The organism is Burkholderia metallica, from assembly GCF_001718555.1.
GTDB lineage: Bacteria > Pseudomonadota > Gammaproteobacteria > Burkholderiales > Burkholderiaceae > Burkholderia > Burkholderia metallica.
In genome coordinates, this window is record NZ_CP013403.1 from 1,347,233 (window position 1) to 1,371,954 (window position 24,722).

Consider the following 24,722-nt stretch of genomic DNA (forward strand, 5'->3'; position numbering starts at 1 on the left):
TGCTCAGCTGCCGAAGTAGATGTTGCAGAAGCTGACGGGGCCGACACAGGCGTTCGGGTCTTCCTGCTTCGATTGCGCACGATCGACGCGGCCTGCGGTGGCGACGGCTTCGGCGCGGTTCGCCGGTTGCTGTGCGACGTCTGCCGGCGCCGGCTGTGCATGAGCGACGGCAGCGGTGAGCGACAGGGCAACGAGGGCGAGGTGCAGCGGCTTCATTTTGGGTTCTCCTGGGTGAGTGCCAGTCTCGCTGGCAGTGAGGAAACTATAGGCTCGCACTGCTTAAAGATTAATCACCGTGGCTGTAGAGCTTATTTCCATCCGGAACAAGGATCCCGTTGCGCACGCACCGATCGTCAATCGCGGCGCCGGTTGAACGGCGCATCCTTGTCCAGCAGCGCGCTGCGCATGAAGTGCAGGCAGCCGACGATGCGCTGCATCCGGTGCCGCTCGTCGGGCACCGCATACCACGCCTGCAGCGCGTGCTGCGCCGCGCGGATCGCGAGATTCACCGATTTCAGCGTGCGCGCGTGGTGGCCGGGCGTCGGATCGTCGAAGAAGCGCGGCAGCGCGTGCAGGACCGCGTCGATCGAACCGGTCCAGCGCAGCATCTGCGGCGGTTTCGATTCGCGGAACGCGTTCAGTTCGTCGCGCAGGTCGATCACCGCGTGGCCGACCTCGAGCGTCGACAGCATCCAGCGCAGCGCGTCGCGATGCTGTCTCGTGCGCCGCACGAGCAATGTGCGCAGTTGCGCCATCAGGTCGTGCGTGCTCGACTGGAAGCGCTGCGCGAGGCCCGCCGGTGCGCCTTCGCACGCGAGCGTGACCTGGCGGCGCAGGTCGTGCGCGATGCGGCCGGTGAGCCACGGCATGTGGGTGGGGAACACGACCGCGAACACGAGCGCGCACGCGAGCATCGCGACGACGATCGCCAGCCCGTTGTTGATCAGCACCTCGGGCGTATACGCGATCACGTTGTCCGGCCCCGCGAGCAGGCAGAAAAATACCGCGAAGCCGATTCCGTAGCCGGACAATCCCGGGCGCATCGCGAGAAACGCGCCGAGGCCGAGCACCGGCGCGAGCGCCGCGCACAGCAGCGGGAAGCCGTCGATGTTCGGATACACGTAGCACAGGAACAGGTAGCCGACGGCGGTCGCGAACGCCGCGCCCACACTCATCTGCGCAACGAACTTCGGCGCGCGCGGCGATGTCGAGCTGAGCGCGCACGCGATCGCGGTGGCGATCACGGCGAGCGAGCCGCTCGGCCATTCGGACGCGAGCCAGAACGCGCTCATCGCGCCCACGGCGACGATCGTGCGCAGGAACGCGAAGCCGACGAAGAACGTATTGGTCTTCACCGCGTAATGCGTGACCGAGCGCTCGAACGCGTGATCGTCCTGGTCGAGCGACGCGTACGTATCGGCGTAGCCGAGGTATTCGCCGATGAAGCGGTAAAGCAGCTCGATCGCGGTATCGAAATCGAGCAGGCCGCCGGCCGCATGCGCCTCGATGTCCCGCCGCGATGCGCGTGCGGCCTTCGGCAACGCGCCGTGAAAGCGGCGCAGGTCCAGCAACGCGCCGGTGGCGAACGGGACGCCGCGCTGCCGCTCGTCGCGCAGGGCGGCGAAGCGTTGCGCGAGTGCGTCGACGTGCGGCGCCAGCGCATCGAGGACCGCGTCCGAACCGTTCGCGCGCAGGCGCTTGACCAACTGGTGCAGCGCATGCAGCCGCGTGCACGCGTTCATGAATTCGCTGTTCAGCCGCGCGAGGCGCCGGCTGCGCGCACGAATGTGCGGATCCTCGAACGACGCGAATGCGCGGTTGGCCTCGAAGCCGACGATGTCGTCGACGAAATCGGCGAAGCGCCGCTCGAAATCGCCGCGCGCGACGTCGCCCGCGAGCGCGCCGGCCGTGAACGCCGCGAACGTCGCATGGCGGGTGCCCAGCGAGCGCATCAGCGCCTTCGCGGAACTGAGCGGCAGGATCAGCGCGCTGACCGCGCCCGAGCACGCGATGCCGAGCGCGACTTCCGCGGCGCGCGTGAGCGCGGACTGGAACAGCGTCTGCGGCGTCATCACCGCCGGCAGGCCGATCAGCGCGGCCGTGTAGCCGGCGAGCACGAAGCCGTACCAGCGGAAGTGGCGGTTGCGCACCGCGAGCGCGATGCAGGTGCCGACCCACAGCGTGATGCCGGTCATGTACAGCTCGGGCTGCTGCGCGAACAGCCCGCCGAGCGCGAGCGCGGCGACGAGGCCGGCCGCCGTGCCGAGCACGCGGTAGAAGCTCTTCGCGAACACCATCCCCGACAGCGGCTGCATCAGCACGAACACCGTCGTCATCGCCGTGCGCGGCTGCGACATCTCCAGGCGCATCGCGATGCCCATCGCCAGGAGCGCCGCGAACACGGTTTTAGCGAGGTGCAGCCAGATCAGCCCGTCGCTCGCGGCCCAGTCGCGCGCGGCGTCTCCGAGTGGATCGAGCCATGTTCTCCATCGTGCCGGTTCGATGGTGGGGCGCTCGATCGCAGGTTGTGGCTTCATGAGTAGGGGGCCGGTACGGGGCCGGGCGACATGCGCGGCGCGTCCGAACGGGTCCGTTCGACGGGTGAGGCGCCGATTGTAGGAGGGCGGCGCCCGCGCATTAACGCAGTTGCGGGGAAACGATAGTTGCAGCCGGAGTAACAATCTGCCGCATCCGGTGGAGGAAAATAGCGGCTCCGCTACAGGTTGCTCACAGGAATGGATACCCTACAAAACATGCGGGTGTTTTCGCGCGTCGTCGAGACGGGCAGTTTCACCGCCGCCGCGCAATCGCTGAATTCGACGACCGGCGCGATGTCGCGCGCGGTGTCGGAACTCGAGGCGCGCCTGCGCACCCGCCTGATGAACCGTTCGACGCGCCGTCTCGCGCTCACGTCGGCCGGCGAAAGCTATCTGCGGCGCTGCCGCCAGATCCTCGCCGACGTCGACCGCGCGGAAGAAGAGGCGAGCTGCGCGCACGAACGGCCGGCCGGCGTGCTGCGCATGCACAGCTTCGCGAGCGTCGGCCATCACTACGTGCTGCCCGCGCTGACGCGCTATCACGCGCAGTTCCCGGACGTGTCGATCGAGCTGTCGCTGTCGCAGCGCATGCCCGACCTGTTCGACGGGACGAGCGACATGGCCGTCGTGACCGCGTCGTCGCTGCCCGATTCGGAACTCGTGTCGCACCTGCTCGGCTCGACCTTCAGCATTCTGTGCGCGTCGCCCGACTACGTGAAACGCCACGGCGCGCCGGCCCGCCCGCAGGATCTCGCCGCGCACGCGTGCCTGACGCTGTGCACGCCCGCATTCCCGACCCACGAATGGGTGCTCGAAGGGCCCGACGGCGTCGAGCAGATCCACGTCGCGGGGCCGGTGCAGACCAATACGGCCGAATCGCTCGCGCTCGCGATCCGCGACGGCATCGGGATCGGCATGCTGCCGCTGTACTCGGCGATCGACGCGCTGCGCGACGGTACGCTCGTGCGCGTGCTGCCCGCGCATATCCTGCAGAAGATGAACGTCCATGCGCTGTATCCGTCGCGCCGTTTCGTCGACGCGAAGGTGCGGACCTGGGTCGAGATGCTGCGTGCGCAGGTGCCGGCGATGATCGCGCGCGACGTCGAGATGCTGAACGCGATCGATCGCGAACCGCAGGCCGCGTGAGCGGCGGAGCACCGGCGCATTGCCGCGTGCTTTACGCAAACCGCGCGAACTACGCAAACCACGCGAACACAACCCACGCCGCGCCCGCAAGACATCGTTCACGCGGGCGCGGTGCTGCGTCATCGCGTTACAGCGCGGGCCTGGCCGCCGCGCCCGATTCAGTTGCGGGTTCGCCGGCCGGCCCGTATGCGGCCTGCGCGGCCTTGCGTTGCGCGAGACGCTTTTCGCGGAGTCGTTCCTGCGCCGCCATGATGTCGTCCGGATAGTTGTTGAGTTCGCCGCGCGCCGGGTTGTAGCCGACCGACTCGAGATCGATCAGCTCCTGCAGCACTTGCGCGCGCGTGACGGGCGACTGTGCCGACTGGGCGAACGACAGGGCCGGTGCGGCAAGCAGAACGGCAGCGGCGGCGGTAACGACGAGCGATTTCACGAGGTTCTCCTGGAGACGGGAAAGGTGGCCGGTGCGACGCGCGATGCGTGACCCCGACCTTCGCTGGCAGTCTACGCAGCGCCCGCGCGCGCAAAAACCCCGATTCCAGGCACGCTGCCTTCCAGATGGAACAACATTCGAGCGAACTGCCCGCGGCGGCCGAACCCGCATGCGAACGCAGGTTCGCGGCCGTCGGGCGACGCGAGGTGACGCCGGTCAGAAGCGCGTGCGCATGCCGATCGTGCCGATGATCTGATTCGCGGTGCTCGATGCGCCGCCCGAGCCGTTGATGAACGCCTGGTAGCCGCGGCCCGATGCATGCTGATACATCGCTTCCGCGTAGACGTCCGTGCGGCGCGACAGCTTGTAGACGGCCTGCAGGTCGACCTGGTGCCACTTCGGATCGGTGCCGTGCCGGCTGTCGGGATTCGACACGCTGGCGTCCGTGTACACGTAGGCCGCGCCGACGCTGACGGCCGGCGTCACCGCATAGCGCACGTTCACGTCGTAATTGTTAAACGCGACCTGGCCGGTCGAGCCGAACGACCCCGTGTTGTCGTATTGCGAGCGCGTATAGACGAAGCCGACGGTGGCCGGGCCGAATCCGTAGCTGATGCCGCCGCCGTACGAACGCATGCGATCCGAGCCGATCGACCAGCCGCCCTGGTTCACGCTCTTCGCTTCGGCCGCATCGGTCGCGCCGGGGCTCGCGCTCGTCGAGCCCTTCGTGCCGTTCATCTGCAGGTACGCGCCGGCCAGCTTCAGCGGGCCGTTCGTGTAGCTGGCCGCGACGCTGTACGCCCGGTTCGCGCCGAAGCTGGTCGCGTTCGAGAACGCGTACATCGCGCCGACCTTGAAGCCCGCATAGGTGTCGCTCGTGTACTTGACCGCGTTGTTGATGCGCAGCGAGTGGTTCAGGTTGTCGTTGTCGAACGGATGCGCGAAGCCCGCATCGCCGAAGTCGCCGGCCGTGGCCGACAGCGGCGCGACGAAGTCGACCATCGTGTCGTACTGGCGGCCGAGCGTGAGCGTGCCGTAGCCGCTCCGGCTCAGGCCGACGTATGCGTGACGGCCGAACAGCTTGCCGTCCTGCCCGAGCCCGCCGTTGTTCACGTTGAAGCCATTCTCGAGCACGAACAGCGCCTTCAGGCCGCCGCCGAGATCCTCGGTGCCGCGAAACCCGACGCGGCTGCCGTTGACGGTGCCGCTGTTCAGGCGCCACAGCGACGCGCCGTTGGCGTTGTTGGTGTAGGCGATGCCGGCGTCGATCAGCCCGTACAGCGTGACCGAGCTTTGCGCGTGAGCGAGCGGGGCGAACAGTGCGGCGGCACATGCGCCGGCGATGAGGGTTTTTTTCAAGTCAGGGCTCCTGCGTGTGGGACTGGGAACGAAAAGTTCGGCGCAAGTGTAGGGGCGCCGTCGCCCGGCGCCGGGCCGCGATCGCGCGAGCGCTCCTTTGCGCGTCGCGCAAGAGTCCGTCACATCGCGTTCACAAAGCGCGCGAGGGCCGCGTGCGGGGCATTCGCGCCGGCGGCCCGATGCGTCGCGCGGGGCCGCCGCGCCGCGCGTGTCGCGCATCGACAACACGCGCGCCACCGGGCGCGGGAGTTGATTGCCGGCGCGGGGGCGCGGAGAATGGGCATTCCGACGACGCCATCCGGAGACAGCCCATGACCACGCCCCGCCGTCCGTCCTTCAGTGCCGCGCTGTGCTATCGCGATCCGAAAGCCGCGCTTGACTGGCTCGAACGCGCATTCGGCTTCGAGCGCCACATCGTCGTCACGACGCCGGAAGGCGACATCGCGCATGCCGAGATGAAGTTCGGCGACGGCATCGTGATGATCGGCGGCGCGTGGGCCGATTTCATCGCGTCGCCGGAACACACCGGCGATCGCAATACGCAGAGTGTCCACGTGCACCTGCCCGACGACGCGGACATCGATGCGCATTGCGAACGCGCGCGAGCCGCCGACGCCGAGATCCTGCAGGCGCCGGCCGACCAGTTCTACGGCGAGCGCGTGTATCGCGCGCGCGATCCCGGCCGGCACGTGTGGACGTTCGGCAAGCACGTGCGCGACGTGACCAACGACGAGATGACCGCCGCGACCGGCCTGACGATCGACGATTTCCGCTAGCGCGCCGAACGCGTCCCCCGTCTTCCTTTTCCCGACCACGCGGCTCTGACACGGCCGCCCGATACCCGGACCCCCATGAATCTGTTCAACGTACGCTTGCGCGGCCGCGACGGCCTGTTCACGATCGGCATCGACGGCGGCACGATCGCGCGCGTCGACGCCCAGCCGGCGCCGCTCGCGCCGGCGCATGCCGACGATGTCGACGCGGGCGGGCGCCTCGCGATCCCGCCGCTCGTCGAGCCGCATATCCACCTCGACGCGGTGCTGACGGCCGGCGAGCCCGCCTGGAACATGAGCGGCACGCTGTTCGAGGGCATCGAGCGCTGGGCCGAACGCAAGGCGACGATCACGCACGAGGACACGAAGACGCGCGCCCATGCGGCGATCGGCATGCTGCGCGATCACGGGATCCAGCATGTGCGGACACACGTCGACGTCACCGATCCGACGCTGGCCGCGCTGAAGGCAATGCTGGAGGTGAAGGACGAGGCGCGCGGGCTGATCGACCTGCAGATCGTTGCGTTTCCGCAGGAAGGCATCGAATCGTTCGACGGCGGTCGCGCGCTGATGGAGCAGGCGATCGAGCTGGGCGCGGACGTCGTCGGCGGGATTCCGCATTTCGAGAACACCCGTGAGCAGGGCGTCAGCTCGATCCGTTTCCTGATGGATCTCGCGGAGCGCACCGGCTGCCTCGTCGACGTGCATTGCGACGAAACCGACGATCCGCATTCGCGTTTTCTCGAAGTGCTCGCGGAAGAAGCGCGCGTGCGCGGGATGGGCGCGCGCGTCACGGCGAGCCATACCACCGCGATGGGCTCGTACGACAACGCGTACTGCTCGAAGCTGTTCAGGCTGCTGAAGCGCGCGGGCCTGAACTTCATCTCGTGCCCGACCGAGAGCATCCACCTGCAGGGGCGCTTCGACACGTTTCCGAAGCGGCGCGGCGTCACGCGCGTCGCGGAACTCGATCGCGCGGGCATCAACGTGTGCTTCGGGCAGGATTCGATCAAGGACCCGTGGTATCCGCTCGGCAACGGCAACATCCTGCGCGTGCTCGACGCGGGCCTCCATATCTGCCACATGATGGGCTACCAGGACCTGCAGCGCTGCCTCGACTTCGTGACCGACCACAGCGCAACGGCGATGCACCTCGGCGACGGCTACGGGATCGCGGCCGGGCGCCCGGCGAATCTCGTCGTGCTCGATGCGGACGGCGACTACGAAGCCGTGCGCCGGCAGGCGAAGGCCACGCTGTCGATCCGCCACGGGAAGATCATCATGCGGCGCGAACCGGAGCGCGTCACGTATCCGGCATGACGCGGGCGGCGGGCGGTCGCGGGCCGCTCGTCTTCGCTCATTCTCCGAATGCATGAGTCGATTCGAAAAATACGTTTGTCTCATGATCGGCGCCGGCCTACGATGCGGTCCTGACGACGGCGCGCGGGTTGCGCGCCGTCTTTTCGATCCCCGTTCGCCGACTCCATGCGCCTCGATCTCCCGTCCGCTCCCGCCACTTCCTCGCCGTCCGCCAGCCCGTTCGCGCGCGTGGCTGTCGTCACGATCCTGACCGGCGTCGGCGCGGGCCTCGGCGGCATGCTGCTCGCGCTGCTGCTGCATGCGATCCAGCACGTCGCGTACGGCTACAGCGTCGCGCACGTGATCGGCACCGAGAGTTTCCTCAGCGGCGTCACCGCGGCCGATCCGCTGCGCCGGCTCGCGGCGCTGATCGTCTGCGGGATCGTCGCGGGCGGCGGCTGGTGGGCGCTGTACCAGTACGGCCGGCCGCTCGTCAGCATCCGCCGCGCGGTGCGCGCGGCCGATCCGAGGATGCCGTTCGTCAGCACGACGGTTCACGCGCTGCTGCAGATCGTCACCGTCGCGCTCGGCTCGCCGCTCGGCCGTGAAGTCGCACCGCGCGAGATCGGTTCGCTGCTGGCCGGGCGGCTGGCGCATGCGGCGGGGCTCACCCCGAACGATTGCCGGCTGATGGTCGCGTGCGGCGCCGGCGCGGGGCTTGCGGCCGTCTACAACGTGCCGCTCGGCGGCGCGATCTTCGTGCTCGAAGTGCTGCTCGGCACGTTCGAGCTGCGCGCGCTGATCGTGGCGCTGGCGACCTCCGCGATCGCGGCGGCCGTTGCGTGGATCGGCCTCGGCAACGAACACCAGTACACGGTGCCGCTGTTCGTGCTGAGCACGCCGCTGGTGGCATGGTCGATCGTCTGCGGGCCGCTGTTCGGTTTTGCCGCGTACGGCTTCGTGCGGCTCACGACGCGCGCTCGCGCGAATGCGCCGAAGGACGGGCGGCTGCCCGTGCTCGCGCTGGTCAATTTCGCGGTGATCGGCGTGCTCGCGATGCGGTTTCCGCAGTTGCTCGGCAACGGCAAGGGCCCTGCGTCGCTGGGTTTCGACGGCACGCTGACGATCGGCCTGGCCGCCGCTCTGCTCGTGCTGAAAGTGCTGATCGAGGCCGGCAGCCTGCGGGCCGGCGCGGAAGGCGGGCTGCTGACGCCGGGCCTCGCGAACGGCGCGCTTCTGGGCGTCGTGCTCGGCGGGCTGTGGAGCCTCGCGTGGCCGGGCGCGTCGATCGGCGGATGCGCGCTGATCGGCGCGACCGCGTTTCTGGCCGCGTCGATGCAGATGCCGATCACGGCCGTCGTGCTGCTGCTCGAATTCACGCGCGCGAATCACGACAGCCTCGTGCCGATGCTGCTGGCCGTGGCCGGTTCGCTGGTCGCGTACCGGTTCGCGCAGCGGCTGGCCGAGCGGCGCGCGAACCCGGTCTCAACCGTGACCACCCCGGCCACGTCCGTGCGCTGACGCACGCGCCTCCGTCCTTTTCACCGGCGGCGCTGCTCGGGCCGCCGGTCGTGGTTTTTCGCTCCGTTTCCCGTTCGCGCCCGCACGCGATCGCACCCGCGCGCGCCAAAGCGCGTCCGGCGGTTCTGTGCAAGAATCCGCGCGTTTCCGCGCACCTACCCACAACGACACGCGCGGACGTCCCTATCAGGAATCAGGAAACGAGGAGCTCAAGTTGATTCAGCGCATTTCCCGCTTTTTCACGCAGGTGGTCCACCGCGTGCTACCCGACCCGTTGATTTTCGCGATCCTGCTGACGATCGTCACGTTCGCGCTCGCGTTCGGTCTCACGCCGAATACGCCCGTGCAACTCACGACGATGTGGGGATCGGGCTTCTGGAACCTGCTCGCGTTCTCGATGCAGATGGTGATGATTCTCGTCACCGGCCATGCGCTCGCGAGCTCGCCGCCCGTGAAACGCATGCTCGTCGCGCTTGCGAGCACAGCGCGCACGCCGGGGCAGGGCGTGATGCTCGTCGCGTTCGTCGGCGCACTCGCGTGCGCGATCAACTGGGGCTTCGGCCTCGTGCTCGGCGCGATGCTCGCGCGCGAAGTGGCGCGCCGCGTGGCCGGCAGCGACTACCGGCTGCTCGTCGCATCCGCGTACATGGGCTTCCTGAGCTGGCACGGCGGGCTGTCGGGTTCGGTGCCGCTCGTCGCGGCCACGAAGGGCAATCCGATGGAGAAGACCATCGGGCTGATTCCGGTGTCGGACACGATCTTCACCGGCTACAACGCGTTCATCACGATCGGCCTGATCGTGATGCTGCCGTTTCTCGCGCGGATGATGATGCCGAAGCCCGGCGACGTGGTCAGCGTCGATCCGGCGCTGCTTGCCGAACCGCCGAGCGTCGAGCGCCAGCTCGGCCCCGACGCGACGTTCGCGGAGCGGCTGGAGGAGAGCCGCGCGCTGTCGGTCCTCGTCGCCGCATTGTGCGCGGCGTTCCTCGTGCTGAAGTTCGTGCAGAAGGGCTTCGCGCTCGACATCGACACCGTGAACCTCGCGTTTCTCGCGGCCGGCATCCTGCTGCACCGGACGCCGATGGCCTATGCACGCGCGGTGGCCGGCGCGGCGCGTGGCGCGTCGGGGATCATGATCCAGTTTCCGTTTTACGCGGGCATACAGGCACTGATGGATCACTCGGGGCTCGCGGGCGTGATCACGAAGTGGTTCGTCGATATCGCGAACGTGCACACGTTCCCGCTGCTCGCGTTCCTGAGCTCGGCGGTGATCAATTTCGCGGTGCCGTCCGGCGGCGGCCATTGGGTCGTGCAGGGCCCGTTCGTGATGCCGGCCGCGCAGGCGCTCGGCGCCGATCTCGGCAAGGCCGCGATGGCGATCGCGTACGGCGAGGCGTGGACCAACATGGCGCAGCCGTTCTGGGCGCTGCCCGCGCTCGCGATCGCCGGCCTCGGCGTGCGCGACATCATGGGGTATTGCGTGACGACGCTGCTGTTCTCGGGTGTCGTGTTCGTCGCGGGGATGTATCTGTTCTGACCCAGCGATGCGCGATGCGGGCGGGTGCGAGCCCCGCATCGCGCCGGCGGGCCTTCGGCTATCAGGCGCGCTGCCGCGCAGCGGGCCGCTCGTGCCCGTGACGCAGGGCGAGGCTCGCGAACGCCGCGACGACGAGTGCGCCCGCCAGCAGCGTCAGCCCGTTCCTTGCATTGCCGGTCGCCTGTTCGATCGCGCCGACGACGGTCGGCCCGACGAAGCCGCCGAGCAACCCGCAGGTATTCACGAGCCCGAGGCCGCCGGCCAGTGCGCTGCCGGCGAGCCGCGACGCCGGAAACGTGAAGACGATCGACTGCACGACGAAGAACATGGACGCGGCCACGCACACGCACAGCAGCCCCGCGACCGGTGACGCATGCGCGGCGCCGATCATCCCGGCCGCCATCACGACGAGCCCCGCGCACAGCATCCGCCGTGAATGATGCGATTCGCGCGCGAAGCGCGGCAGCGTCCCGGCCCCGACCGCGGCGGCGAGCCACGGCAGCGCGGTCAGCAACCCGACCGCGAACGGGGAGAAGCGTCCGGATGCGCCGATGATGCCCGGCAGGAAGAAAATCACCGTGTAGATCGTCAACTGGTGGCAGAAGTACACGAAGATCGCGAGCCAGATCTGCGGATCGCGCAGTGCGGCGCCGAACGCATGGCTGCCGTGCGCGGCGCTGCCCGCATCCTGTTCGGCAGCCAGCGAACGTTCGAGCGCGCGGCCCGTTTCCGGCGAAAGCCACGGTGCGGCGCTCGGACGATCCGGCAACCGGCGCCACACGACGAACGCCAGCAGGATCGCCGGAATGCCTTCGACGACGAACAGCCATTGCCAGCCGTGGAAGCCGAGCGTGCCGTCGAGCTCGATCAGCGCGCCGGCCAATGGGCCGCCCACGATGTTCGCGATGCACACGCCGAGCAGGAAATAGCCGGTTGCGCGCGCCCGTTGCTCGCGGCCGAACCAATACGTCAGGTACAGCATCACGCCGGGAAACAGGCCGGCTTCGGCCGCGCCGAGCAGCAGACGCATCACGTAGAACGACGTCTCGCCGCTGACGAACGCCATCGCGACCGACAGCGCGCCCCACGTGACCATGATCCGCGTGATCCAGAAGCGCGCGCCGACGCGGTGCATCACGAGATTGCTCGGGATCTCGAAGAGCGCATAGGTCAGGAAGAACAACCCGGCGCCGAGCCCGTACGCGGCCGACGAGATGCCGAGGTCGACCCCCATCGAATGTTTGGCGAACGCGATGTTGGTGCGGTCGAGAAAGCTGATCACATACGCGGCGATCAGCAGCGGCATGAGTTTGCGAAACAGCAGCCGGTTCAGCGACGCGCTCGCGTCGCCGGCGGCGGAAGACAATGCCTGGGCGTGTTGAGTGGACATGCGGACGACTCCGGTAAGGGCGAACCGGCGCGCACGGCAAGCACGGCGCGCCGCGTTCGGCAAATGCCGCTGCGGTGCGGGCAGCGGATGGGCAGACGACGGAGCCGCGCCGGCGGCGCTCGAACCGAGCGGGGCGATGAAGGGCGTCCTGGCGCCGGCCGGCTCGGGCCGGCGCCTTGTCACTGCGCTTGCGGATCGGGTGTTGCGGGCTGCCCGGCGATCAGAAATTCACCGCGTCGCCGCCCTTGAGCGCGAGCATCGCGCGCGCGTCGGCCGGCGTCGCGATCTCCAGCGACAGGCCTTCGAGCACCTGGCGCATCTTCAGGACCTGCGCGGCGCTCGATTCGGCGAGCTTGCCCGGCGCGATCCACAGCGAATCCTCGAGCCCGACGCGCACGTTCGCGCCCTGCGCGGCGCCGATCGTCGCGAGCGGAATCTGATTGCGTCCCGCGCCCAGGATCGACCACACGTAATCGCTGCCGAACAGGCGATCGGCCGTGCGGCGCATGTGCATCAGGTCTTCCGGGTGCGCACCGATTCCGCCGAGCAGGCCGAACACGCTTTGCACGAAGAACGGCGGCTTCGCGAGCCCCCGGTCGACGAAATGCGCGAGGTTGTACAGATGCGAGATGTCGTAGCACTCGAATTCGAAACGCGTGCCGTTCGCGCCGCAGCGCGTGAGGATCGTCTCGATATCGGCGAACGTGTTCTTGAACACGAGATCGCGGCTCTTCTCGAGATGTTCGCGTTCCCACGGATGCTTCAGGTCGCGAAAGCGCTCGAGCATCGGGTACAGCCCGAAGTTCATCGAGCCCATGTTCAACGACGCGACTTCCGGCTGGAAATGCAGCGCGGGCTGCAACCGTTCGTCGACCGTCATGTGCGGGCTGCCGCCCGACGTGAGGTTGATGACGGCGTCGGTTTGCGCCTTGATGCGCGGCAGGAATTCGGCGAACACGGCCGGATCCTGCGTCGGCTTGCCGTCGGACGGGTTGCGTGCGTGCAGGTGCAGGATGGCCGCGCCGGCCTGCGCGGCCGCGACCGCGGCGGTCTCGATCTCGTGCGGCGTCACGGGCAGGTACGGCGACATCGACGGCGTGTGGATCGCGCCGGTGGGCGCACAGGTGATGATGACTTTGCGAGCGTTTGCCACGGATGAATTCCTTTCGGTGAACGATGCAGGAGGCGTTAGAGCACTTCGACGTTGCCGCAGACGGAGATCGCCTGCCCGGTGATCCCGTGCCCGCCCGGCGAGCACAGGAACAGCGCGGTCGCGGCGATCTCGGCCGGGTCGGTCATTCGCCGCAGCGAGATCTTCTCCAGATAGCGCTGCTCCATCTCGTCGTAGCCGATGCCGAGCTGCTGCGCCCGCGCGTCGATCACGCGGCGCATCCGCGGGCCGCGCACGATGCCGGGCTGAATCGCGTTCACGCGGATGCCGAGCGGTCCGAGTTCGATCGCGAGGCTTTTCACGAGGCCGACCACGGCCCATTTGGTGGCCGCATACGGCGTGCGGAACGCGTAGCCGAGCCGGCCGGCGACCGACGACAGCGCGATGATCGCGCCGCCGTGTTTCGAGTCGCGCAGCAGCGGCACCGCGCGGCGGGCGAACAGGAATTGCGCGTTCAGGTTGATCGCGACGGTCTGCTCCCACTGCACGGGGTCGATTTCGTCGATGCCGCCGGTCGGGCCGGCGATGCCGGCGTTGTTGACCAGCACGTCGAGGCCGCCGAGTGTGGCCGATACGTCGGCGAACACGCGCTCGACGGCGGCCGGATCGGATACGTCGGCCAGCGTCGCGCTGATCGCACCGGCTCCGGCCCCGGCGCGCGGCGGCCGGTCGGCGAGCGCCGCAAGCGCGGCTTGCGACGCGTCGCACACGTGCACGCGCGCGCCGCACTCGGCGAACGCGTCGGCGATTTCGAGACCGATGCCCGATGCGCCGCCCGTCACGAGGACGCGCAGGCCGTCATAGGGTTTCAGCAGGTCGGAAGCTGTCATACCGGGTTGTCTCCATCGTTGATGTTGTGGGACCGCGTTCGCTCGCGATCGCGTGACGGCGGCACGCGGCCGCTACGGCTTTGCGTTCACGGCGCGCGGGGTCTGTTCGGCCCGCAGCGTCTCGGCGAGATCGTGCGCGGCGCCGCCGATGTCGAGCGCGATGCCGGCCCGTACGCCCGCGCCGTCGCGCCGTTCGAGCGCGTCGACGATCGCGCGGTGCGCATCCATCGAGCGCCGCATGTGCGGGATGTCGAGCGCGACCATGTTCAGGAACGGCCCGACGCGCATCCACAGGTTCTCGACGATCGCGAGCGTGTTCTCACTGGCGCCGTGCGCGTAGATCGCGCTGTGGAACGCGAAATTGCTTTGCAGGTAAGCGCGCGAGCGGCCGGCTTCGGCGTGGGCCTGCATCGTTTCGCAGGTCTTGCGCACGGCCGTGATCTGCGCGCCGGTCATCCGTGCGCATGCGCGCTCCGCGATGCAGCCTTCGAGCGCGATGCGCACGTCGCGCAGCTCGTCGAGCATGTCGAGCGTCATGGGCGGCACGACGAGCGCACGGTTCGGGCCGTCGACCAGCGCGCGCTCGGCGCGCAGCCGGGTGAGCGCGGCGCGCACCGGCATCGTCGACGAGCCGACGGCCTCTGCGACGCTGCGCAGGCTCAACGCCTGGCCGGGCGCGAAACGGCCGCTCATCAGCGCTTCGCGCAGTTGCTGGTAGACCTTGTCGGCCATCGTTTCCTGTTCGATGGCTTTCAGTGCGGGCGGAACGATGCGAGGCGCCAAGTTCGGGGTTCTCCTGGGTTTGATCTGCGACCTGTGATCACACTTGCGATATGCGAAGTGTTGTCGATCGAAGAAGGAGAGTCAATTCGGACGGGATCGGGGAAAACGAGGGGGCGGGGCGCATGAGGCAACTGGCGGGCCGATGCCGATCTGGGTGTCATTCTTACCAAAACCTTTCAATTCGTGCATGATGGGCCGCGCCGCAGAGTTCGACGGGCGGACGTGTTACGACCATTGTTACTTCAACGAGCCGAGTGCGCGATATCGTACCGATCGCGCCAATTTTTGGAGCCTGTCGTGAGGGGAGTCTGGATCGCTGCCGCGTTGGCGTGCATCGTGTTTCAACCGACGATGGTCGTGGCGAAGGACGCCGCGCAGGCGTGGCCGGAGGCCGGTTCACGAACTCACCTCCAGAACTTCAAGGACATGGTGCTGGCGGATTGCCTGGCGACCGCTTACAAGCAAGCGCCCGGCGTGAACAAGGACATCGGCAGCAGCACCAGCGCGTTGCGCGACTGGACCTACTACGACTTGGAGCGTGCACCGGACGTCATTCAGGCGCTGGTCGCGAAGTATCTGGCCCGCGACTACCGGAATCCGGTTGTCGAATCGGAAGTGAGGGATGTGAAGTTCGACTTCCTGAAATGCCTCGATCTGTATCACGGCAAGGAACTGGACGCCGCAGCGAAGCAACTCGTATTGCGTCCGAAGGGTACCTATCGGGCCGAGTCTTCGCCGAAGCCGCGGTAGCGGGCAAACGCCGTTGCACAATGCAACGGCGCGCCGGGCGTCATTTCGCCTGCGCTATTCGAGCATCCGGTTCGAATAGCGCAGGGCGGGGCGCGTCGCAATCACCGCGGATTTCCTGCCGCACGTGCATGAAGCCGCGCCGGGCGTGACGATCGCGCTCGGCTGCAACGGACGCGGCATCGCGATGGCGACGACGCTCGGCAAGCATCTGGCCGCGCACCGGTCCGGCGATGCGCCATTGCCGTTGCCGTTCCAAGTCACGCCGATTCGCCCGATTCCGTTTCGCGGGCTGCAACGCTTCCGTATCGCGGCCGGGGTGGCATGGTATCGGTTGCTCGACAGCCTGTCCTGAAGCCTGCGCGCGGGCCGGTCGCGATCGGTCGTCCGATCGGGCAGAATCGACACGCCCGATTTCTGCCGACGGATGCCACATGACCGAACTGAACGATCCAAACGATCCGAACGACCCACCCGGCCGCCGCGCTTACGCGAGCTTCGCGCAACGCTATGCGGACATCGCGCCGACGAAGGCGCACAACGCGCTCTACGAGCGTCCCGCGACGCTGGGGCTGCTCGGCGACGTCGCCGGGCTGACGGTGCTCGACGCAGGCTGCGGGCCGGGCATCTGCAGCGAGCATCTCGCCCGCCTTGGCGCGACCGTGCATGCGTTCGATGTGACGCCGGAGATGGTCGCGCTCGCGCGAACGCGCTGCGCGGGGCTTGCCGTCGATATCGTGGAAGGCGACCTGGAGGCGCCGCTCGCGTGGCTGCCCGACGCGTCGGTCGACAAGGTGCTGTGCTCGCTCGCGCTCGACTACGTGCGCGATCTCGCGCCGACGCTGCGCGAGTTCCGGCGCGTCGCACGGCCGGGCGCCGCGCTCGTGTTCTCGATGGCGCACCCGATGCGCGACTGGATGGACGAACGCACGCGTGGCGACGGCACGTACTTCGACACGTCGCGCTTCGGCTTCCATTGGTCGGGGTTCGGCGAACCGCGGCCCTATGTCGAGGCATGGCGGCGGCCACTGGCCGATATCCTGAACGCGGTGGCCGACGGCGGCTGGCGGCTCGACCGGTTCGTCGAACCGACACCGCTGCCGGAGATGAAGGCCGTATCGGAACGGCTCCATGCGGAACTGTCGCTGGCGCCGGCCTTCCTGTGCATCCGCGCGCGTCGCTGACGCGGCGCGACATGCGCCCGGCCGGCGCTCAGTGCTGCGCCGGCTCGTCGGTCAGCGTGCCGAGAAACGCTTCGATATCCTTGATGTCCTGCGCGGTCATCGCGGGTTTGTCGCCCGGCTTGCGATCGAACGGCGCATCGGTCACGTCGACGTTCGCGCGATACTTCGGCGGAATATCGTCGTATTCGTCGACCTTGCCGTCCGCGCCGCGCGAATAGAACTTCTGCGGCGCGATGCTGCGCTCGTTGTAGAACGCCATCACCTGGTCGAGCGTGTGGAACACGCCGTTGTGGAAGAACACGTGGCGTGTCGCCGCGTTGCGCAGCGTCGGCGTCAGGAACATCCCGCAATACAGCGTCTGGTCCTTCAGGTCGTCGCGGAACGGCCCGCACACGCCGAGATCGTAGAACGCCGGGTTGCGGTTCTGCGCGAGCGCACGGTTGCGCGGCGCGCCAAGCGCTTCGTACTGGTAATCGGTAAACATCGGCGGCAACCCGTCCTTGCCGGGTTTCGACAGGTGGCAGCCCGCGCAATTCGCCTTGTCCGGATCGTTGAACAGGCGCAGCCCGCGCAACTCGGCCTGAGTGAGCCGCGCGCGGCCTTCGAGCCAGCGGTCGTACTTGCTGTCGTACGGATGGAACGACGGATCCTCCACCTGATAGCGCGCGATCGCGAACATCGCCTCCGACACCGCGAGCTGCGGGCTGTCGAACACGCGCGCGCCGAACAGTTTTTCCAGTTGCGCGCGGTGCGGCGACTGCGCGAGCTTGCGTGCGACGTCGTCGATGCTCGCATTCGCCATCTCGACCGGATTCAGCAGCGGGCCGAACGCCTGCTGCTGCAGCGTATCGGCGCGGCCGTCCCAGAACATCCCGCCCTGCGGCACGAGCTGCGGCGCGGCCGACGTGCCGGCCACCTTCTGCGCCTTGACGACGCCGGCCGCAGACGCGGCCTGTTGCGCGACGCTCGGCGCGTCGTCGTTTTCGCCCGCATCGGGGCCGATGCTGAAATTCGGCTGGCGGTACAGGTACATCAGCGACGGCGGCGGGCGATAGCCCTGCTGCGTCATCGCGAGGCCGCCCGGCTGCACGTCGAGCGCGTTCGGCGGCCCGTATGCGTGATCGGGGCTGTGGCACGACGCGCACGACTGCTTGCCCGACGCGGACAGTGACGGATCGTGGAACAGCGCGCGCCCGAGTTGCGCGACCGCCGACAGCGGCTGTACGGCGGGCCGCCGCAGCACGACCGGATGCGGATTCGCGCCCGTCCAGTCGGCGACGACGGTGCCGATCGCCGCGGGCACCTGCGCGGGGAACGTGATCGCGAACGCGCCGTAGCCGAGCACGGCGGCGCCGATCACGAACGCCGCGCGGCGCGGGAGGCGGGAAGGTGTGCGCGAGGCGCGGGCGCCGGAGGCGTCGGGAGACGGGAGCGCAGGGCGAGCTGTCATGCTGTCGGTCGGAAATCGTGCGCCGCACGCAGCGGCGCGTTAAATGGAAACGGCCGGCGCGTGATGCGCCGGCCATGCGGTTGCGACGTACCGGTCAGATCGCCGGTGCCGCGCTCAACGCGGTGCCGAGCGTCGGGTCGAGGTACAGCGGCGTCGTGTTCGGCTTCGACGTGAAGTCGAACAGGTTGCGCAGGTCGCCCGCGGTCGCATCGAACGAACCGCCGCCGATGCGCTGGCCGCCGAGCCAGTTGTCCTCGATGAAGCGCACGACGGACGCCTGGTCGAGCATCGTGTGGTCGACGTAGTTCTGCTTTGCGTACGGCGAGATCACGACCAGCGGAATGCGCACGCCCGGGCCGCAGCGGCCGTTCACGGTCGCGCCGTTCACGCCGGTGGTGCCGCCCGTGCCGCACTTGCCGGCGCCGTTGACCTGGTCGACCGGGTCCGACGATGCGCGCGTCGGCGGCGTGTACACGTGGTCGTACCAGCCGTCCGAGTCGTCATAGGTGACGATCACGGCCGTGTTCTGCCAGTCGGGCTGCTGCTGCAGGAAGTTGACGACCTTCGTCACGAACGCCTGTTCGTCGAGCGGATCCGAATAGCCCGCGTGCGCATCCTGGGCGGCCGGGGCCTTCAGGTAGCTGACCGACGGGAAGTTGCCGGCCTTCACGGCGGCGAAGAAGTCGTCCGAGTCGTACTGGTGGTTCGCGGGCTCGGCCGTCTTGCCGTCGGTCTGGAAGCTCGAACCGATCGCCGCGACCGAGCTCGGGCGCGTGTGCTGCGGGTTAGCCGTCGACGCGTAGTACTGGAACCAGTTGTGGTGCGGGATGTAGTCGGCCGTCGCGGCGTTCACGGCGGTGGCGACCGTGCTGCGCGCGCAGCCCGTCGTGCCGTTGCCGTTCGTCGTCGACAGGTTGAAGCCGCCCATGAAGCCACCCCACGTGATCTTCGCGGCGTTCAGCAGGTCGCCGATGTTCTTGCCCGTCATCATCGCCTGGTCGGTCGTGCTCGAGCACACGTCGTAGCCCGGGTCGACGTCGTTGATCATCGTGAAGCCGCCCTGTCCGTCATTGATGTAGTACGAGCTCTTCGCGAGCGTCGACGGCTTCGCGGACGTCTTGACGATCTGCATCCCGTTGGTCTGGCCGGACACGACGTTCAGCGCGCCCGGCGTCGACGGGCCGTACGACGTCGTGTACGTGTTGTCGCTCATCGCGAAGCGCTGCGCGTAGTTCCACAGCGCGGTCACGGTGTTGCCGTCGAAGTAGCCCATTACCTGGCCCTTCGTGCCGAACGCGCCGGCGCCGCCGGACGAGCCCTTGCCGGTGTATTTCGGGAACAGGTCGGCGAGGCCGTTGTCCTCGGCCTGTTGTTCGGCCGTGTACGCGTGGTTCTGGTCGGCCGTCGCGGCCTGCGTGCGGTCGAGGCGGAACGGGTTCGCCGCGTCGGTGCCGTTGGCCGTGTTCGTGAAGTTCGGGTTCGCGGTGAGCAGCGTGCCCGTCAGCCCGTTCGGCGTCGGCGTGCCGGACTTTGCGTTGAAGGCCGGCTCGCCCGACGGGTTCGCCGCGTTCGGGTAGGTGCCGAAGTAGTGGTCGAACGACACGTTTTCGCCATAGATCACGACGACGTGCTTGATCGGCGTGGCGGTCTGCAGCGCATCCTGCGACGACACGGCGGGCGTCGACGTGGGGTCGTCGCTGCCGCCGCAGGCGAACAGCGCCAGCGCTGCGGCTGCGCAGGCGGTGACGAGCAAGGCTTGACGGAACATCGGGAAACTCCAGTAAGGTCTTCGATGGTGGAGAACGGCCCCGTCGCCGTGTCGGTTCGGCGCGAAGCTCGTGAGAGAGCACGCGCATTGAAACAGTCGCGTATGAAGATATGGGGACGGAGTGGTTTCGCAACGGTTGCGCTGCGGTATCGATTTCATTACGGCGGCATGCGCCCCGAAAGAGAACGGAAAGGGGCGGATCGCATGGCGCTTTCGCGTCACATGCCGCGGTGCGTGGGGGCGTTGCCGCGAATGCCGCGCCGGGCGGGCAATAGGGCGTTATCGACCCGTCCGGATCCCGGGCGGTGCGGGGAAGGTTTTTTGACAAGCGGATGACGGATTCATACGATGAACGCCCTGCGGCGACGATTTCGCGTGGCCGCCCGTCAGCGAGTATTCAGCGTGCCGATTCCCGTTCTGTTTGCCGTGCTGTGTGCGGCGTTCCTCCATGCGTCATGGAACGCGCTTGTGCGCAGCAGTGGCGACCGGCTTCGCTCGGCCACGGTGCTGCAGATCGCGATCGGGCTGTTCGCGTTGCTGTTCCTGCCGGCCGCGGCGCCGATCACGCCCGCGAGCTGGCTCTATGTCGTCGCATCGGCCGTGCTGCACGTCGTCTATACGCTGCTGCTGGTGCGTGCGTACGAGCACGGCGACCTGAGCGTCGCGTATCCGGTCGCGCGCGGCACCGCGCCGCTGCTGGTCACGCTCGGCGCGGCGGCGTTCGCGGGCGAGCACCTGAGTGCCGGTGCGCAAGGCGGGCTCGTGCTGATCTGCGCGGGCATCATGGCGATCGGGCTGGAACGCGGGCGCGGCGCGAAGCACCGGATGATGCAGGTGCTGCCGACCGCGTTCGCGACCGGCGTGTCGATCGCGGCCTACAGCGTGGTCGACGGGATCGGCGTGCGGGAAAGCGGCAGCACGGTCGGCTATACCGCGTGGATGTTCGTGCTGACGGGCGCGATGATGGCCGCGTATTACCGGCTGCGCGCGGGGCCGCTGCGGCTGACGCAGGAGCCCGGCGAGACGGCGAAGGCCGCGGGTGGCGGCGTGTTCGCGGCGCTCGCGTACGGCATCGTGATCTGGGCGATGGATCGTGCGCCGATGGGGCCGGTGTCGGCACTGCGGGAAACGAGTGTGGTGTTCGCGGCGCTGATTGCACGCGTGTATCTCGGCGAGCGGCTGACGCCGCGCCGGGCGGCCGGTTGCGTGGTGATCGCGGCGGGGGCGTTGTTGATCAGTGCGTTCGAGGTGGTGCGGTGAGTATGGGTGAAGCTTGCTGGTTTCACGCAGCCTTGCGCCGCCCCGGTGTCTTGCCTAGCTGACTAGGCCTAGCGCGGGTGCCGCGTAGCTCGCGAGATGAAACAAGACGACAAATAGTGTCGTGGCAGCGAACACGACTTTCCATTTACGCGCCGACCAGCGCCGATAAGCGAACGCGTTAATGACGGCAAAGAGGATCGACGGCCACAAGGTGAGCGCCAGCAGACCGACGATGAATATCCCATGAGGGCTGCAGTGTTCCATGTCGTTACAGCCGGTCGAATGTGACGGCGTAGCGGGCCAGTGAATCCGGCTGAACGTGTAAAGGGATGCCCAGGTAACCAGCAAACCCCATATGAATCCGCCGAGGGTGGCAGCCAGTCGTTTCATTCAACTTCCCAGAACAGGATTTCTTTCGAATCGGCCAGGTCCGAGTACCAATTTCCGCGTCGGCCCCGAAGATAATCGAACGGGTTGATCATGGATCGCACGCCGATGCGAAACCGCCAGAATGATACGGCAGAGGGCGTGAGCGTGTCCTTGTTCCACAGGTCGATATGTCCGCCGCTCAATGCGTCAGCCGAATCTCCTTCCTGTCGCCAGTAGCCGAAAAAATAGACGATACCGGTTCGCCCATTTATCTTGTCCTGCCAATCCGGGCCAGTGATACGTTCCGGATTTCCGAGGCCGAGGAATGGGCGGAGCTTCAACCATTCGGCCAGTTCATAAGCGCGAGTCGCAGTTGCTTTACCACCAAGAAGCAAGCGTCCCAACGTTCGTTTTCCTGGCATCGGCTTCAGGACTTTTTGCGAAAACGACTTCATGTCGCTCCCGGCCGCATGAAACGTCTTATGGAAAATCTTGCTGTCGGCACCGGCAACGACTTTGTTCTGTCCACACGGGCAAAGAACCGGGTCACCATCTAGAACGACCCTGCGGCCATGGCAACTCATACGCCTGGCGCTGCCGAGAATCCTGAACGCGCCTTTGCAATTACCGCATGTCGCTTTGTCTCCGTCTATGGCGACATGCTTGCCGTTGTCGAATATCGTGGACGTGACTGCAATGACGAGTCCGCTCGTTGTAGTCCTATCGCTGTCTCTTACCGCCGCTCGGCGCATGGTCGATTCCCGGTACGTTTAGGAAGCGAAGAGGTTCGCCGACAGTACGCAAGTTGACTATTGGATGGGTACGAATTTTTGCGGAATTCGCGACGAAGTGGCGGGGCGGCACCAATCGGCAATACCGGACGCGAAATGGGCGACGACATCGGCGTCCGACCTTATCCAATCGCCCGATTTCGTAATCGGTATTGCCGGAACAGATTTGAAGCGTCGGGCGTTAAGCGTCCACCGGCATCGCACTCGTGCACTTGATCTCGTCGAGACACACGCTCGAATGCACGCCGCTCACGCCGGGAATCCGCATCAGCGTTTCCAGCAGGAACCGTGACAAGCCTTTCAGATCGTGCGCGACCACCTTCAGCACATAGTCGATGTCGCCCGTCACCGAAAAGCACTCCTGAATCTGCGCGAGATCCGATACCAGCTTCTGGAATTTCGACAGGTCGCGGATATGCCCGCGCTCCATCGTCACGTGCACGAACGCGGTGACGCCGAACCCGAGCGTGTCGGGGCACAGCCGGGTTTCATAGCGGCGGATCGCGCCGATTTCCTCCAGCCGCCGGTGGCGGCGCAGCGTCTGGGCCGGCGACAGGCCGACCGCCTTCGCCAGATCGAGGTTCGACGCGCGGCCGTTCTCCTGGAGGATCGCGAGCAAGTGGCGATCGAGGCGATCCAGAACCGGTTCATGCATTTTTGTTTCCTCGTTTGTCTCCTGGATGCAATCTTATCTCATAATGTAGGGTTTGCATGAACGGGTTACGAAACCCGATTTCGCCGTCGCGACGCTAAACTGACGCCGGATTTTCGTGTGCGAACGCAGCAAGGCGGGCGCGGCGACGGTCGGCGGCCGGTCTGGCGGGCACGCCGACGCGGATCGGGCGCCGCCACGCGAAGATTGCAGGTCCCCAACCCGGCGGCGCCACGAACCGCCCCGGCACAGCAAAAACAGCGCCCGGCACACCGAGGCGCGCCGCACCGCTGCAGGCGGAAGCGGACAGAGTGGAGAAGACATGGTTTCTGGAAACGAGAGCGACGGCCTGAAGCGCGGGCTGAAGAACCGGCACATCCAGCTGATTGCGCTCGGCGGCGCGCTCGGCACGGGGCTGTTCCTCGGCATCGCGCAGACGATCAAGATGGCGGGCCCGTCCGTGCTGCTCGGCTACGCGGTGGCCGGTATCGTCGCGTTCTTCATCATGCGCCAGCTCGGCGAGATGGTCGTCGACGAGCCCGTCGCCGGCTCGTTCAGCTACTTCGCCGACAAGTACGTCGGCCACTTCACCGGCTTCCTGTCGGGCTGGAACTACTGGGTGCTGTATATCCTCGTCAGCATGGCCGAACTGTCGGCCGTCGGGATCTACGTGCAGTACTGGTGGCCGGGCGTGCCGACCTGGGTGTCCGCGCTGGTGTTCTTCGTCGCGATCAACCTGCTCAACCTGGCCAGCGTGAAGTCGTACGGCGAGACGGAGTTCTGGTTCTCGATCATCAAGGTCGCCGCGATCGTCGGGATGATCGGCTTCGGCGGCTGGCTGCTCGCAAGCGGCCACGCGGGGCCGGAGGCCACCGTGCGCAACCTGTGGCAGCACGGCGGCTTCTTCCCGAACGGCGTGTCGGGGCTCGTGATGTCGATGGCCGCGATCATGTTCTCGTTCGGCGGGCTGGAGCTGATCGGCATCACCGCGGCCGAGGCCGACGATCCGAAGCACAGCATTCCGCGCGCGACCAACCAGGTGATCTACCGCATCCTGATTTTCTACATCGGCGCGCTGGCCGTGCTGCTGTCGCTGTATCCGTGGGAAAAGGTCGTCACCGGCGGCAGCCCGTTCGTGCTGATCTTCCATGCGCTGAGCAGCAACGTGGTCGCCAACGTACTGAACGTGGTCGTGCTGACGGCCGCGCTGTCGGTCTACAACAGCGGCGTGTACAGCAACAGCCGGATGCTGTTCGGCCTCGCGAAGCAGGGCAACGCGCCGAAGGTGCTGTGCTCGGTGAACCGGCGCGGCATTCCGCTCGCCGCGCTCGGCGCGTCGGCGCTCGCGACCGGCGTGTGCGTGCTGGTCAACTACTTCATGCCGGGCAAGGCGTTCGAGGTGCTGATGGGCCTCGTCGTGTCGGCGCTGATCATCAACTGGGCGATGATCACGCTGATCCACCTGAAGTTCCGCCAGGCCAAGCGTGCAGCCGGGGAGCAGACTTCCTTCCGCAGTCTGGGCTATCCTTTCACGAATTACCTGTGCCTGGCATTCATGGCCGGCATTCTCGTCGTGATGTACCTGACGCCGGATCTCCGCCTGTCGGTGTACCTGATCCCGGTATGGCTCGCGGTGCTCGCGGTCGGGTATCGCTTCCGTCAGAAGAATGCAGGCTACGCGGTGCACGACGGCGCATCCGCACGCTGACGCAGGCCACCACCCAT

The 24,722-nt window shown here is 67.3% G+C and carries 22 protein-coding genes and 2 pseudogenes; 10 read left to right on the forward strand and 14 right to left on the reverse strand.

From position 1 onward, the window contains the following. Positions 1-3 precede the first annotated feature (3 nt). Both WJ16_RS25675 and WJ16_RS25680 read right to left on the reverse strand, forming a co-directional pair. Positions 4-216: a hypothetical protein gene (locus tag WJ16_RS25675; RefSeq protein ID WP_069259847.1), complete on the reverse strand. Its 213-nt coding sequence runs from the start codon at positions 214-216 to the stop codon at positions 4-6. 137 nt (positions 217-353) lie between these two features. After that, positions 354-2,537, reverse strand: coding sequence for an FUSC family protein (locus WJ16_RS25680; RefSeq protein WP_069259848.1), 2,184 nt, complete (start codon positions 2,535-2,537; stop codon positions 354-356). A 198-nt stretch (positions 2,538-2,735) separates the two neighbouring features. Between WJ16_RS25680 and WJ16_RS25685 the strand changes: the two genes are divergently transcribed. Further along, positions 2,736-3,683 (forward strand): LysR family transcriptional regulator, encoded by a 948-nt coding sequence (locus WJ16_RS25685; protein WP_069259849.1) that lies wholly within the window; start codon positions 2,736-2,738, stop codon positions 3,681-3,683. Between the two features lie 127 nt (positions 3,684-3,810). On the opposite strand, the gene WJ16_RS25690 is transcribed toward WJ16_RS25685, so the two are convergent. Both WJ16_RS25690 and WJ16_RS25695 read right to left on the reverse strand, forming a co-directional pair. Further along, entirely contained in the window at positions 3,811-4,113 is a 303-nt protein-coding gene (locus tag WJ16_RS25690) for a DUF4148 domain-containing protein (protein ID WP_069259850.1), read from the reverse strand. A 216-nt stretch (positions 4,114-4,329) separates the two neighbouring features. Further along, a complete protein-coding gene (locus tag WJ16_RS25695; protein ID WP_069259851.1) occupies positions 4,330-5,472 on the reverse strand; it encodes a porin in 1,143 nt (380 codons plus the stop codon). Between the two features lie 311 nt (positions 5,473-5,783). On the opposite strand from WJ16_RS25695, the gene WJ16_RS25700 reads away from it, so the two are divergent. The 4 genes from WJ16_RS25700 to WJ16_RS25715 all read left to right on the forward strand — a co-directional run bounded on the left by WJ16_RS25700 (position 5,784) and on the right by WJ16_RS25715 (position 10,602). After that, positions 5,784-6,248: a VOC family protein gene (locus WJ16_RS25700; protein ID WP_069259852.1), complete on the forward strand. Its 465-nt coding sequence runs from the start codon at positions 5,784-5,786 to the stop codon at positions 6,246-6,248. Between the two features lie 75 nt (positions 6,249-6,323). Next, positions 6,324-7,565, forward strand: coding sequence for a cytosine deaminase (gene codA / locus WJ16_RS25705; protein ID WP_069259853.1), 1,242 nt, complete (start codon positions 6,324-6,326; stop codon positions 7,563-7,565). Between the two features lie 165 nt (positions 7,566-7,730). Further along, on the forward strand, positions 7,731-9,065 hold the full coding sequence (locus WJ16_RS25710) for a chloride channel protein (RefSeq protein WP_069259854.1): 1,335 nt from the start codon (positions 7,731-7,733) through the stop codon (positions 9,063-9,065). Between the two features lie 214 nt (positions 9,066-9,279). Next, a complete protein-coding gene (locus WJ16_RS25715) occupies positions 9,280-10,602 on the forward strand; it encodes a TIGR00366 family protein (RefSeq protein WP_069259855.1) in 1,323 nt (440 codons plus the stop codon). A gap of 61 nt (positions 10,603-10,663) precedes the next feature. Here WJ16_RS25715 and WJ16_RS25720 read toward each other — a convergent pair whose 3' ends face one another. From WJ16_RS25720 to WJ16_RS25735, 4 genes are all read right to left on the reverse strand, one after another. After that, positions 10,664-11,992: an MFS transporter gene (locus WJ16_RS25720; protein WP_069259856.1), complete on the reverse strand. Its 1,329-nt coding sequence runs from the start codon at positions 11,990-11,992 to the stop codon at positions 10,664-10,666. Positions 11,993-12,212: 220 nt separating this feature from the next. Further along, the gene (gene kce / locus WJ16_RS25725) at positions 12,213-13,145 is read right to left on the reverse strand and encodes a 3,5-dioxohexanoate:acetyl-CoA acetone transferase (protein WP_069259857.1); all 933 of its coding nucleotides are present in this window, start codon (positions 13,143-13,145) and stop codon (positions 12,213-12,215) included. Between the two features lie 35 nt (positions 13,146-13,180). Continuing rightward, a complete protein-coding gene (locus WJ16_RS25730; protein WP_069259858.1) occupies positions 13,181-13,993 on the reverse strand; it encodes an SDR family oxidoreductase in 813 nt (270 codons plus the stop codon). 72 nt (positions 13,994-14,065) lie between these two features. Beyond that, positions 14,066-14,776: a GntR family transcriptional regulator gene (locus WJ16_RS25735; protein ID WP_069259859.1), complete on the reverse strand. Its 711-nt coding sequence runs from the start codon at positions 14,774-14,776 to the stop codon at positions 14,066-14,068. A 297-nt stretch (positions 14,777-15,073) separates the two neighbouring features. On the opposite strand from WJ16_RS25735, the gene WJ16_RS25740 reads away from it, so the two are divergent. The 3 genes and pseudogenes from WJ16_RS25740 (at position 15,074) to WJ16_RS25750 (ending at position 16,707) form a co-directional block, all read left to right on the forward strand. After that, entirely contained in the window at positions 15,074-15,526 is a 453-nt protein-coding gene (locus WJ16_RS25740; protein ID WP_069259860.1) for a type VI secretion system amidase immunity protein Tai4, read from the forward strand. A 79-nt stretch (positions 15,527-15,605) separates the two neighbouring features. Beyond that, positions 15,606-15,878, forward strand: a pseudogene (locus tag WJ16_RS25745) (FAD-dependent oxidoreductase); the annotation flags it as partial. Positions 15,879-15,957: 79 nt separating this feature from the next. After that, on the forward strand, positions 15,958-16,707 hold the full coding sequence (locus WJ16_RS25750; protein WP_069259862.1) for a class I SAM-dependent methyltransferase: 750 nt from the start codon (positions 15,958-15,960) through the stop codon (positions 16,705-16,707). A 28-nt stretch (positions 16,708-16,735) separates the two neighbouring features. Here WJ16_RS25750 and WJ16_RS25755 read toward each other — a convergent pair whose 3' ends face one another. Together WJ16_RS25755 and WJ16_RS25760 are read right to left on the reverse strand one after the other, a co-directional pair. Further along, complete coding sequence (locus WJ16_RS25755) at positions 16,736-18,157, reverse strand: cytochrome-c peroxidase (protein ID WP_069259863.1); 1,422 nt, start codon at positions 18,155-18,157, stop codon at positions 16,736-16,738. Between the two features lie 94 nt (positions 18,158-18,251). Then, positions 18,252-19,925, reverse strand: a complete 1,674-nt coding sequence (locus tag WJ16_RS25760) for a phospholipase C (protein WP_069259864.1) — start codon at positions 19,923-19,925, stop codon at positions 18,252-18,254. 402 nt (positions 19,926-20,327) lie between these two features. Here WJ16_RS25760 and WJ16_RS25765 point away from each other — a divergent pair, with 402 nt between their 5' ends. After that, positions 20,328-21,185, forward strand: a complete 858-nt coding sequence (locus WJ16_RS25765) for an EamA family transporter (RefSeq protein WP_069259865.1) — start codon at positions 20,328-20,330, stop codon at positions 21,183-21,185. Between the two features lie 54 nt (positions 21,186-21,239). On the opposite strand, the gene WJ16_RS25770 is transcribed toward WJ16_RS25765, so the two are convergent. The 4 genes and pseudogenes from WJ16_RS25770 to WJ16_RS25775 form a co-directional block, all read right to left on the reverse strand. Continuing rightward, positions 21,240-21,575, reverse strand: a complete 336-nt coding sequence (locus WJ16_RS25770) for a hypothetical protein (RefSeq protein ID WP_069259866.1) — start codon at positions 21,573-21,575, stop codon at positions 21,240-21,242. After that, positions 21,572-22,009: a T6SS effector amidase Tae4 family protein gene (locus WJ16_RS35960; protein ID WP_076606050.1), complete on the reverse strand. Its 438-nt coding sequence runs from the start codon at positions 22,007-22,009 to the stop codon at positions 21,572-21,574. The genes WJ16_RS25770 and WJ16_RS35960 overlap by 4 nt, the downstream gene beginning before the upstream one ends. A gap of 84 nt (positions 22,010-22,093) precedes the next feature. Then, a pseudogene (locus tag WJ16_RS35965) lies at positions 22,094-22,306 on the reverse strand (PAAR domain-containing protein); the annotation flags it as partial. A gap of 220 nt (positions 22,307-22,526) precedes the next feature. After that, positions 22,527-23,000: an Lrp/AsnC family transcriptional regulator gene (locus WJ16_RS25775; RefSeq protein WP_069259867.1), complete on the reverse strand. Its 474-nt coding sequence runs from the start codon at positions 22,998-23,000 to the stop codon at positions 22,527-22,529. 319 nt (positions 23,001-23,319) lie between these two features. Here WJ16_RS25775 and WJ16_RS25780 point away from each other — a divergent pair, with 319 nt between their 5' ends. Further along, the gene (locus WJ16_RS25780) at positions 23,320-24,705 is read left to right on the forward strand and encodes an amino acid permease (protein ID WP_069259868.1); all 1,386 of its coding nucleotides are present in this window, start codon (positions 23,320-23,322) and stop codon (positions 24,703-24,705) included. Positions 24,706-24,722 lie beyond the last annotated feature (17 nt).